The organism is Avibacterium endocarditidis, assembly GCF_965138825.1.
Taxonomy (GTDB): domain Bacteria; phylum Pseudomonadota; class Gammaproteobacteria; order Enterobacterales; family Pasteurellaceae; genus Avibacterium; species Avibacterium endocarditidis.
The window spans coordinates 126,761-137,315 of record NZ_CBCSDH010000007.1; the positions used below are offsets into that span (position 1 = coordinate 126,761).

General features: G+C 40.1%; 12 protein-coding genes and 3 pseudogenes. 5 read left to right on the top strand and 10 right to left on the bottom strand.

The window, feature by feature from the left end:
- The first annotated feature begins 280 nt into the window (after positions 1–280).
- Positions 281–541 (top strand): DUF5339 domain-containing protein, encoded by a 261-nt coding sequence (locus tag ACNAV8_RS05860; protein ID WP_172459852.1) that lies wholly within the window; start codon positions 281–283, stop codon positions 539–541.
- A gap of 59 nt (positions 542–600) precedes the next feature.
- Here ACNAV8_RS05860 and hpt read toward each other — a convergent pair.
- Both hpt and pmbA read right to left on the bottom strand, forming a co-directional pair.
- A pseudogene (hpt, locus tag ACNAV8_RS05865) lies at positions 601–1,142 on the bottom strand (hypoxanthine phosphoribosyltransferase).
- 244 nt (positions 1,143–1,386) lie between these two features.
- Entirely contained in the window at positions 1,387–2,736 is a 1,350-nt protein-coding gene (gene pmbA / locus ACNAV8_RS05870) for a metalloprotease PmbA (RefSeq protein ID WP_415777377.1), read from the bottom strand.
- A 118-nt stretch (positions 2,737–2,854) separates the two neighbouring features.
- Here pmbA and yjgA point away from each other — a divergent pair, with 118 nt between their 5' ends.
- On the top strand, positions 2,855–3,388 hold the full coding sequence (yjgA, locus tag ACNAV8_RS05875; RefSeq protein WP_103855935.1) for a ribosome biogenesis factor YjgA: 534 nt from the start codon (positions 2,855–2,857) through the stop codon (positions 3,386–3,388).
- A 72-nt stretch (positions 3,389–3,460) separates the two neighbouring features.
- On the opposite strand, the gene ACNAV8_RS05880 is transcribed toward yjgA, so the two are convergent.
- The 5 genes from ACNAV8_RS05880 to ACNAV8_RS05900 form a co-directional block, all read right to left on the bottom strand.
- Entirely contained in the window at positions 3,461–3,691 is a 231-nt protein-coding gene (locus tag ACNAV8_RS05880) for a hypothetical protein (RefSeq protein WP_103855934.1), read from the bottom strand.
- A 283-nt stretch (positions 3,692–3,974) separates the two neighbouring features.
- Positions 3,975–5,522, bottom strand: coding sequence for a multicopper oxidase family protein (locus ACNAV8_RS05885; protein ID WP_103855933.1), 1,548 nt, complete (start codon positions 5,520–5,522; stop codon positions 3,975–3,977).
- A gap of 11 nt (positions 5,523–5,533) precedes the next feature.
- Positions 5,534–5,989, bottom strand: coding sequence for a DUF411 domain-containing protein (locus ACNAV8_RS05890; RefSeq protein WP_103855932.1), 456 nt, complete (start codon positions 5,987–5,989; stop codon positions 5,534–5,536).
- Positions 5,990–6,166: 177 nt separating this feature from the next.
- Entirely contained in the window at positions 6,167–6,817 is a 651-nt protein-coding gene (locus tag ACNAV8_RS05895; RefSeq protein WP_415777378.1) for an IS1595 family transposase, read from the bottom strand.
- A gap of 147 nt (positions 6,818–6,964) precedes the next feature.
- Positions 6,965–7,363, bottom strand: a complete 399-nt coding sequence (locus tag ACNAV8_RS05900) for a MerR family transcriptional regulator (RefSeq protein WP_013746097.1) — start codon at positions 7,361–7,363, stop codon at positions 6,965–6,967.
- Positions 7,364–7,432: 69 nt separating this feature from the next.
- Here ACNAV8_RS05900 and ACNAV8_RS05905 point away from each other — a divergent pair, with 69 nt between their 5' ends.
- Positions 7,433–8,047, top strand: a complete 615-nt coding sequence (locus tag ACNAV8_RS05905; RefSeq protein ID WP_039096602.1) for a cation efflux transmembrane domain-containing protein — start codon at positions 7,433–7,435, stop codon at positions 8,045–8,047.
- Positions 8,048–8,132: 85 nt separating this feature from the next.
- Here ACNAV8_RS05905 and arsB read toward each other — a convergent pair whose 3' ends face one another.
- Genes arsB through ACNAV8_RS05920 form a run of 3 tightly spaced genes read right to left on the bottom strand, consistent with a single transcriptional unit; the run spans position 8,133 to position 9,933 of the window.
- Positions 8,133–9,146, bottom strand: coding sequence for an ACR3 family arsenite efflux transporter (gene arsB, locus ACNAV8_RS05910; protein WP_065233445.1), 1,014 nt, complete (start codon positions 9,144–9,146; stop codon positions 8,133–8,135).
- 1 nt (position 9,147) lies between these two features.
- A complete protein-coding gene (gene arsC / locus ACNAV8_RS05915; RefSeq protein ID WP_065233444.1) occupies positions 9,148–9,558 on the bottom strand; it encodes an arsenate reductase (glutaredoxin) in 411 nt (136 codons plus the stop codon).
- Between the two features lie 51 nt (positions 9,559–9,609).
- A complete protein-coding gene (locus tag ACNAV8_RS05920) occupies positions 9,610–9,933 on the bottom strand; it encodes an ArsR/SmtB family transcription factor (protein WP_034293588.1) in 324 nt (107 codons plus the stop codon).
- Between the two features lie 129 nt (positions 9,934–10,062).
- On the opposite strand from ACNAV8_RS05920, the pseudogene ACNAV8_RS05925 reads away from it, so the two are divergent.
- Positions 10,063–10,345, top strand: a pseudogene (locus ACNAV8_RS05925) (IS1595 family transposase); the annotation flags it as partial.
- 1 nt (position 10,346) lies between these two features.
- Positions 10,347–10,555: pseudogene (locus ACNAV8_RS05930) on the top strand (transposase); the annotation flags it as partial.

A 10,555-nucleotide genomic window follows, 5' to 3' on the forward strand; every position in this document is an offset into this window, starting at 1 on the left:
CACATTTTTTAGATTTAAATCAAAAATAAACCCATAGAAAGTATGCGCTTTTTTGACAAGCTTCAAATTATAGTTTCTCTTAACATTTTTACAACAAGAATTGTGCGTTACCTCGCAAAATAGAATAAAAAATGATGAATAACTAGACTTTCCCCTCAGATTTTGCTAACTTTCGCAAAGCTCATTTTTTATTATATTTTTACAGATTGAAAATAAGGGAGTTTTAATGAAAATAATGAAGGGAATTATGTTCGTGGCAACGCTTGCTGCAACTGCATTTATGAGCGTTTCAATTTCAGCAGCACCACAACAAACAGAGAAAAATGCAATCCCTCAGCAATGCGCCAAACTCTTTAAAGAAACCGAAAACCTCATTGCCGAAGCGGAAAAACAACCGGGTACACACACCCAGTTAAACAAAATTAAGAGTAAGCTAAACCAAAGCAAAAAACAGATTCTTGAAATGGAACTTGCAACACAGATGAAAAGTTGTGATGCGGCGTTAGCAAAACTGGCTTCTAAACAACAAAATACACTGTAATGATTAAAAAGGCTTGTTAAAAAACAAGCCTTTTTTTATCTCCACTGTCTCTACAAAAATTAATCTTCTTGTAAAACCACTTTCCCAATGTAACCAAAATTACGATAACGCTGCGCGTAATCAATACCGTAGCCCACCACAAATTCATCAGGAATAGTGAAACCTACCCAATCCACTGGCACTTCCACTTCACGGCGCGAAGGTTTATCCAATAAAGTACAAATACGCAATGAAGCGGGATCACGCAGTTTTAGCATTTCACGCACTTTTTGCAAGGTGTAACCCGTATCAATAATATCTTCCACAATGAGAACCTGTTCATTACGAATATCGCCATCAAGATCCTTGCTAATTTTCACATCGTGATTTGTCGTCATTCCGCTGCCATAGCTTGTGGTGGTCATAAATTCCACTTCACCGGTAAATCAATTTCACGCACCAGATCTGCCATAAACATAAATGAACCACGCAACAAGCCAACCACAATCAGCTTTTCTACCTTTTGCTGATGATAATATTGCGTAATCTCACGGCCCAATTCGCTAATTCTTGCACGCACATCTTGCTCCGAAATCATCACATCTACATAGTGTTTTTTCATTATTAATTTACCTTTAAGCCCGCCAATGGCGAAATGATTGAGTTAAAAACGGTGAAATTGTAGCAAAAAAAAGGCCGAGATATAAGTCTCAGCCTTTTAAATACCCTAACGAATTTACTTTCTACTCTACTTGTTTGGAGCATCTTAAAAATGAATCATCATTTTCAACAACAATACTTAACAAACGCCCTCATTCTAGCAAACTAAAAAGTATTGTCAATAAGAATAATTCTCATTCATAAAATTAATTTCCTGATACCTTCATCTTTTCTAACAAGATTGAACCAGTTTGAATGTTAGAGCGGTGTTCAATATCGTCTGCCACAGCGACAATTTGCTTAAACATTTCGGGAAGTGTCCCTGCAATGGTAATTTCAGCCACTGGATATTGGATTTGCCCATTTTCCACCCAAAATCCTGCTGCACCACGGGAATAATCACCAGTAACGAGATTGACGCCTTGCCCCATGAGATCCGTAACTAGCAAGCCCGTTCCCATTTTTTCTAAAAGTGCGGTCAATCCCCCCTGCAAATTTGGTTTCACTAACCAATTATGAATCCCACCCGCGTGGCCCGTGCTTTGCATACCCAGCTTTCGCCCACTATAACTAGTTAATAAGTAAGTTTGCAAAATGCCTTGCTCAATAATTTCCATATCGCGAGTTCGCACGCCTTCACTATCAAAAGGTGAAGAAGCCAATTTCCCAATTAAATGTGGGCGTTCACTAATGTGAAACCAATCTGGCAAAATTTGCTTGCCTAAGGCATCTAATAAAAAACTCGCTTTACGGTATAAACTGCCGCCACTAATCGCTGCGGTCAAATGACTGATCAGCCCTGTTGCCACATCATTTAAAAACACTACTGGCACTTCTTGGGTCGCAATTTTTTGCGGATTTAAACGTGATAAGGCTTTTTTCGCCGCATTTTCTCCCACCCAAGCTGGATTTTCTAACTTATCTGGATAACGTGAAATGGTATATTCATAATCACGCTCAAGCTGATCATTTTCCCCCGCAATCATCGAACAAGAAAGGGAATAACGGCTAGACAAATAGCTCTGCAACATTCCATAACTGTTGCCATAAACTCGCACGCCAGTATGAGAATTAAAAGCAGCCCCTTCACTATTTACAATACGCTCATCATAATCCAACGCCGTTTTTTCTGCATTCAATGCTAACGATGTCGCCTGATCCACATCAATGTCAGTGGGGTGATAAAGGGATAAATCTGGCGCATCAAACGCCATTAAATCGCGATCAGCCAAGCCTGCGCAATCATCAGGCGAGGTATATTTTGCAATGGCAAGGGCGGCTTCCACGGCATTTTTGATCGCCACCGGGCTTAAATCAGAAGTGGACGCATTGCCTTTTTGCTGCCCTAAATAAACCGAAATACCTAATGCCCCATCATTATTAAATTCCACGTTTTCAATTTCTTGCAAACGAGTGGAAACAGAAAGCCCATTTACTTTGGTCACGGCAACTTCCGCGCTTGCGCCCGCTTTTGTTGCAATATCAATGGCATAACTCACAGCCTCACGCAATTCTTGTTCTTGCTGTTTTAAAAGTGCGGTAGGATTTTGTTGCATTTTTTAACCTCTCATCAAAATTTGCCGTATTCTATCCCATTTTCCCTTATCTCGCTAATTTAGCCGAAATTATGCTACACTAACGCCCATTTAGCGTATTTAGATTTAGGAAAACCTTATGGCAAAACGTAGAAAAGAACAATTTGATTGGGAAGATGAAGAACAAGAAGAAATTATTTGGGTAAGCAAAAGTGAAATAAAACGTGATGCGGAAGCCTTAAAACAGCTAGGTGAAAAATTGGTAAATCTAACCAAAACCAACTTAGAAAAAATTCCATTGGAAGAAAATATTCTTGATGCCATTGCGCTCGCTCAACGCTTACAAAAAGAAGCAAAACGCCGCCAACTACAGTATATTGGCAAGCTGCTGCGCCAAGTAGATTCTGAGCCAATCCAAGAAGCCTTGGATAAAATCGAGAATAAACACAATCACCAACAAGCACTGTTACATAAATTAGAATTACTGCGTGATGAACTCATCACCAAAGGGGACGAGGCATTAAGCAATGTACTGCATGACTACCCCGATGCCGATCGCCAACATCTGCGCAACCTAATCCGTGCAGCGCAAAAAGAAAAAGTGCAAAACAAACCGCCAAAAGCCTATCGTGAGATTTTTCAATATTTGAAAGAATTGGCGATTGAGGAATAATTTATCCCCACATATCCCAATAAAAATGGCACGCTTAATGTGCCATTTTTTGCTGAGAACGCTGATTTTAGCCTATTCATCTAATAACCGCTTCCAAATTTCAACTGTTTCAGGTTTTGGTGTACCTTTCTCCATTCCTAATTGAATAGCAATATGTTGCAACTGCTTTGCAAGCGCTGGCTGTCCACATAAATTAAGGCTTACGATAATACGAGAGATTTTTTTATCTTCGTGTCCAATATGTCTAATCCAATAATCTCGATTCTTTATTTCCTCGCTAATTTTGAGTTCACTATTTTCCAAATATAATTCCCAATAACGGATGATATGTTTAAACGTTGTTAAAAATTTAGGGGCTGTAGTAGATTAGCCCTAAATATTATCTATATAACCGGAAAGTGAATTACCAGATGGGTTATTAAATAAGTTCATATGTAGCCACTGTTATCGGTGTATTGGTTGAAGTGCCTGTGATGCTTTCACTTGTTGCGTTGTTAAATCGTTGGAATAAATAATGACAAGCAGTGGGATTTTCGCAATTTACAAATTTTCACGAAAATCCCTCTATTTTTATAGTTAGATACCACTATTCCACTTTAAACATCCCCATCATACCGAGGTTTTCATGTTCTAAAATATGGCAATGGTACATTTTCAACCCAGTATGTCCTTGCTTAAAGCGAACAATCACTTTTTCATAAGGGCGTAAATTAACCACATCTTTTAACGCTCTGCCTTCTGGCTTAAAGGTTTTACCGTTTAACGTATGTTGAATTACTTCAAATTGAGTGCCATGCAAATGGAATGGATGATCCATATGGCTTTCATTGAAGATTTCCCACTGTTCCACTTCATTCAATTTGGTAACAAAATCAATACGGTTCATATCAAAGGTTTGACCGTTGATTAAGAACATCCCATCCATCATTGGCGGAATAGGGTTATTCGTTGGTGCTGTGCTGGTGTGATGTGTGTCATGATTCATCATTGGCATATTTGTATGGTTCATCATTTTTTCACTAAAGCGAATTTGGCGAACCTGCTTTGGTTCATCCCAGTTAGGCAAGGATCTTAAGCTTTCAGGTAACTGAACAGGTTCTGATTTCACCTGAATTGTGGCTAAAGTGAGATCTTTAGGCTGTTCTTGCACCATCATCTTACGGCGATCATAATAACCGCTTTGTAAATTGACTGTTCCTTGCGTTTCACCCACCATAATCACTTCAACGCGTTCGGCTGGTGTAAGTAGCAGTTCATCAACAGGCGAGCGAGGTTTTTCAAGTAAACCACCTTCGGTACCCACCACAATCCATTTCACCCCTGGAATGTTTAAACGAAAATAACGAGCGCTAGTGGCATTCCAAAGACGGATTCGTTCATTCGTTTTCACTTGAATCTGGGGCTGATATTGACCGTTGATTAACACAAATTCACCCTCACGGCCGTTCATCCAATCTAACATCGTGTTTGCTGGAATGGTGCCATCGGCATTTAAACGCAGATCGGAAATCACCCAATGTTGTTCAGGAAGGTGTGCAAGCGGATCATTTTTCGCTTTAACAACGAAAGTGCCTGCTAAGCCTTTATAGACTTGTTCGGAAACATGGTCATGTGGATGAGGGTGGTACCAATATGTCCCAGCACTGCCTTGAGGTAGCGTAAAGCGATAGACTTTTTTCCCTTGCGGTTCAACCATATCCATCGGGTTACCATCCGCCTCATTTGGTACATCTAAACCGTGCCAATGCACCGTTGTGGGTTGTGGTAGGTGATTGATAAATTCAATTTCTACGGTATCGCCTTCAAATACTTCAATTTGTGGCCCGGGTAGTTGTCCGTTATAAGCCCAAAATTCCGTTTCTTTATTGTCTGCGAGGCGAATTTTAATAGGCTCTGCTTTTAAAGTGGCTTTGAATAGTCCAGCTTGAGTGGATTGGTTAGCAAGCTTTGGTAATATACCATTGAGTGATAAGCCTGAGGGCATTGCCTCGAGAGGCATTAAGCCAGTAGGGGCTGAATGCATCATCGCCATATTGCCGTGTTGTGCGTGGTTCATCATATTCGCAAGGCTATAAAGCGAGCTACTGGCTAAGCTAAGCCCAATGCCATAACGTAAAAAATCTCGACGTTTCATTTTTTCACCTCTTATTGGTTATAGGATTTGAACACTTCACTTTCACCGTTTTTCTTAATCAAAATAACATCATAGGGATCTTTACGTCCGCCGTATGCTTCACCGTCCATACCTGGTGAACCAATCGGCATGCCAGGTGCGGACAAGCCAACTGCATCGGGTTTTTCTGCGAGTAAACGTTTGATATCCTCAGCAGGTACATGTCCTTCAATCACATAGCCATCAATCACGGCTGTGTGGCAAGAAGCATGTTCATATTTAATGTTAAAGCGCTTATGAGCATTATAATTGCCTGTTTCGTTGACTTTAATCTCAAAACCGTTTTTCTGCATATAGCTGATCCATTCATTACAACAGCCACAAGTCGGGCTTTTCCACACTTCCATAGAAAGTGTTTGTGCTTGAGCAAAAGCGGTTATGCCTAAACTTAAAAGCAACAATGAGCGGGTGAATTTATGTAATTTCATAAGATGTCCTTATTTTTATTGAGATGGAATGGCGCAATGTTAAAGCTTGACCTAGGGTTAAGGTCAAGTAATCTGAAAAAATTCTATCATTTGAAAATTTTTCTCAAAATCCTACTGCTTGTAGTAGAGATATGCCAACGTACCATCCACTATTATTTTTGGGGCTGTACTAGATAACTAGAATAAATTCTGCTTTACTAAATGTTCTAAAATGGAAATTTGAACTTTTATTTCACTGTGGTTAAAACGCCATTCACATTCCTTCAAATACAGTTCAAAATGCTCTTTGGGAATGCCGTTAAACTTCCGTAAGTGGCGTTTTGCCTGATTCCAAAAGTTCTCAATTCCGTTAATATGATTTTGCCGTTCAGCAAAATGTGTGCTGTGATTGATGCGAAAGTAGCTAAACTCACTCACATCAAGTACATCATAGCTTTTGTAACAATCAGTATAAACAATACTGTCAGGCTTTACCTGCTCACGTATTATCAGCAATAAAGTGGCAGTTTGCGTATTGGGCACAGCAACGGTGTAAACCTTGCCGTTGCGCTTCAGAAGCCCGAATACAGCCACTTTGCCGGCTGCCCCGCGACCGCGTTTGCCTTTGCGCTGTCCGCCAAAATAGCTTTCATCAACCTCTACTTCGCCATCAAACATTTCCAGATGCGGGCTGTTATGGAAAATCAGTAAACGTAAACGATGAAAATAATAGGCAGCAGTGTTTTTATTAACGCCGACTAATTGAGCTGCAATGCGAGCACTAACACCCGCAATAAACAGTTCAATCAGTTTGTTTTGCTTGTACTGACTTAAACGACTTCTTCTCATAGGGATTATTCTAACCTGAAATTAGATTTCCCTAGTTATCTAGTACAGCCCCTTAAATATTTGTTTAAAACACCGTTTGGAGCAATTCAAGCGGTGTTTTTGTGTGGAAATTTTGCAAAAATGAACTTTCAGGCTGCCTGAAAAACATTATCCTTTATCTTTAATACTTTTAATGATTTGACAATTTTCAATTTCTTTATTTTGACAACCAATAATTTGTTCCAAAAATGATTTAACTTCTTGTAATTGCTTAATTTGTTCGTTGATATGTGATAAATGTTTTTGGGTTAATTCATCAACATCATCACATTGATGATTGGGAGTTGTTTGAAATGTCAATAAGACCTGAATGTCATTTAAAGAAAAACCGATATTGCGACAAGTTTTAATAAAGCGTAATTGTTCTAGCTGATTTTCATCAAAAACTCGGTAGCCATTAGCTTGAAAAGTTGGCTTGATTAAGCCTTGTTTTTCATAATAACGAATGGTTTCTAAATGCACGCCTGTTTGTTCACTGGCTTGTTTAATTTGAAAAATTTTTGACATTGTACTTGGCTCTGTAATAACTACGGAGTTTATATTATAGCAAATTTCAATCATCTTTCGGAGTTTGTTATGGCGTGCCAAAGTTGTTGCAGTTCAAATCAGCCCATTCATCAATCACCCAAGTACAAAAAAGCCTTGTGGATTGTCTTGATATTAAATTTATCAATGTTCTTTGTGGAAATTGTAATGGGGATTAAATCGGGTTCAACTTCGCTGTTGTCGGACAGCTTGGATTTCTTGGGCGATAGTGCCAATTATTTGATAAGTTTGATTGTTTTGCCAATGGCATTAAGTTACCGTGCCAAAGCATCTATGGTTAAGGGGCTAACGATGGGCGTTTTTGGCTTATTTATTTTAATTACAACCATTTATCGTGCGTTTTATGGGGAAATTCCCAGTTATAGCGAAATGAGTATTGTGGGATTTTTGGCGTTATTGGTGAATGTGTCGGCATTGTTGATATTATTAAAATTCCGTGATGGCGACAGTAATGTCCGAAGTGTATGGGTATGTTCTCGCAATGATGCGATTGGTAATGTGGCAGTGATTTTGGCTGGCATAGCAGTTTATTTTTTTCAATCAAAATATCCTGATTTAATTGTGGCGTTTATTTTGGCATTTTTAGCATTACAAGCCAGTCAAGAAATCATCAAAAGGGCTTGGGTGGAAGTAAAAGTCAGTTAATTTATAAACACCGTTTGAATTTGATTTTCAAGCGGTGTTTTTGTTTGAGAATTTTGCAAAATAACTTTCAGGCAGCCTGAAAAACCTACACCCCTTTATTTTCCAGCGATTTTCGGTTTATCCACCACACCAGCGACAACATCACAGGCACTTCAACCAACACGCCCACCACCGTTGCCAATGCCGCCCCTGAATTTAAACCAAATAAAGCAATCGCCACCGCCACCGCCAATTCAAAAAAATTGCTTGTGCCGATTAAGCAAGCAGGGGCGGAAATGGCGTGGGGCAATTTAAGCCATTTTGCCCAAATCGCACTCAAGGCAAAAATGCCGTAAGTCTGCACCAATAAAGGAATGGCAATCAGCAGGATAATCATCGGCTTATCCACAATGGTTTGTGCCTGAAACGCAAACAACAGCACCACCGTCAATAACAATCCCAAGATAGACAAAGGCTTAAAACGCTGGCTGAATTGGCGAATTTTGTGTTCATCTTGCAAAGATTTGCGAGTGGCAACTCCCACAAGCAAAGGCAACACCAAATACAGCAACACGCTAAAAAACAGCGTATCCCACGGGATTGTGATGTCGTTGATACCCAAAAGTAGCCCAGCAATCGGGGCAAAGGCAAAAATCATAATCACATCATTTAAAGACACTTGCACCAGCGTGTAATTGGGGTCGCCTTTGACCAGTTGAGACCAAACAAAAACCATTGCCGTACAAGGTGCAACCCCAAGCAAAATCATACCTGCAATGTATTCGTTTGCCGATTGTTCATCTACCCAGCCAGCAAAAAACACCTTAAAAAACAACCAGCCAACAAGTGCCATCGTAAAAGGCTTAATCAACCAATTCACCGTTAAAGTCAGCCACAGCCCTTTGGGATTGTGGCGGATATTTTTAATGGCAAGCCAGTCAATTTGTATCATCATCGGATAAATCATCAGCCAAATCAGCACCGCAATCGGCAAATTGATTTGAGCCACCTGCATTGTGGCAATCCATTGAAAATAAGGTGTAAACCAAATACCCAGCCCCACGCCAAGCAAAATCGCCAACCCCACCCACACACTCAAAAATCGTTCAAAAATGCCCATTTTATGCCCCTTGTACGCGGATGATTTCGCCATCTTCTTTGACAAAATCACTGTGTAATACCACAGGTGAAATGCTCAGAAACACTTCGCTTGGACGGCACAAACGCACGCCTTTTTCGGTGATGACAATCGGGCGGTTGATTAAAATGGGGGCGGTTAGCATTGCCTTGATGATGTCGTTGTCACTCACCTCGTTGTCCAAATTAAATTGTTGATATTCAGGCACATTACTTCGCAAAAGCTCTCTGGGCGTGATGTTCATTTGCTTAATCAGTTGGCGTAGTGTGCGTTCATCGGGCGGGGTGTCCAGATAATGAATAATGGTCGGCTCAATGCCCAAATGGCGAATCAAAGCCAGCGTGTTGCGAGAAGTACCACATTTGGGATTGTGATAAATGCTGATTGGGTGCATAGTATGTTCCTTACTTCAAGAGTTATTGAAATGAATGGGCAAAAAAATTTGCTAACACGATTGGCAAAATTTTTCGCAATCGCCACCGCTTGCGTTTTCACAACAGCGATGCAATAAAAACTCAATCAAGCCGTTCATCATCGCCAAATTGGCGAAATAACGGACAAATTTTCCCTGCTGTTCACTGTAAACAAGGTTGGCGTTTGCCAAAGTTTTTAAGTGAAACGACAGATTATTGGGGGCAAGATTGAGCTGTTTTGCCAAATCGCCCGCCACCATACCACGCCCCCCTTCGGCGGTCAGAGCTTGGAAAATGGCAAGGCGTGTGGGCGAAGCAAGACTTTCAAACAGTTTGCTGGCGTGTTCGGTGTTCATATTCATAGGCGGTTAGTATAGCAGGGTGTGTTTTTCATTTCAATAGGTATTGAAATGATGTTTGTGTGTTCAGGTAGCCTGAAAAATTTAGGGGCTGTAGTAGATTAGCAACAATGCTATACTACAAAAATGAAGATAACATATTGTAAATTAAAGCAATCCATACAGAAAAAACTGCTTGAGTTTTTTGTTGCAGAAGTTACTGCAAGAACAGCAGCAAATTTGCTAGATATTCAACCGAATACAGCCGCTTTGTTCTACCATAAAATCAGGCTTGTGATTGGCTATCATTTATCCCTTGAAGTTAACGAGATTTTTGAGGGGGAAATTGAACTAGACGAAAGCTATTTTGGTGGTCATCGAAAGGGAAAACGAGGACGAGGAGCGGCTGGAAAAGTTGCTGTTTTTGGGTNACTAAAACGACAAGGAAAGGTATTTACTGTTGTGGTTGAAAACACCAAGAGTGAAACATTACTCCCTGTTATTAAAATAAAAATCAAGCCTGATAGCTTGGTTTATACGGACACTTATCGCAGTTATGATGCGCTTGATGTGAGTGAATTTCACCACGAACGAATCAATTATTCCGAGCTATTTGCGGTGAAACAAAATCATATTAATG

Excerpts from the sequence above, each read along its gene's own strand:
- ACNAV8_RS05860 (WP_172459852.1), top strand. The coding sequence starts at position 281 with ATGAGCGTTTCAATTTCAGCAGCACCACAACAAACAGAGAAAAATGCA.
- ACNAV8_RS05920 (WP_034293588.1), bottom strand. The coding sequence starts at position 9,933 with ATGAACACCGAACACGCCAGCAAACTGTTTGAAAGTCTTGCTTCGCCC.
- yjgA (WP_103855935.1), top strand. The coding sequence starts at position 2,855 with ATGGCAAAACGTAGAAAAGAACAATTTGATTGGGAAGATGAAGAACAA.
- arsC (WP_065233444.1), bottom strand. The coding sequence starts at position 9,558 with ATGCACCCAATCAGCATTTATCACAATCCCAAATGTGGTACTTCTCGC.
- ACNAV8_RS05885 (WP_103855933.1), bottom strand. The coding sequence starts at position 5,522 with ATGAAACGTCGAGATTTTTTACGTTATGGCATTGGGCTTAGCTTAGCC.
- ACNAV8_RS05890 (WP_103855932.1), bottom strand. The coding sequence starts at position 5,989 with ATGAAATTACATAAATTCACCCGCTCATTGTTGCTTTTAAGTTTAGGC.
- ACNAV8_RS05895 (WP_415777378.1), bottom strand. The coding sequence starts at position 6,817 with ATGAGAAGAAGTCGTTTAAGTCAGTACAAGCAAAACAAACTGATTGAA.
- ACNAV8_RS05900 (WP_013746097.1), bottom strand. The coding sequence starts at position 7,363 with ATGTCAAAAATTTTTCAAATTAAACAAGCCAGTGAACAAACAGGCGTG.
- arsB (WP_065233445.1), bottom strand. The coding sequence starts at position 9,146 with ATGGGCATTTTTGAACGATTTTTGAGTGTGTGGGTGGGGTTGGCGATT.
- ACNAV8_RS05905 (WP_039096602.1), top strand. The coding sequence starts at position 7,433 with ATGGCGTGCCAAAGTTGTTGCAGTTCAAATCAGCCCATTCATCAATCA.
- pmbA (WP_415777377.1), bottom strand. The coding sequence starts at position 2,736 with ATGCAACAAAATCCTACCGCACTTTTAAAACAGCAAGAACAAGAATTG.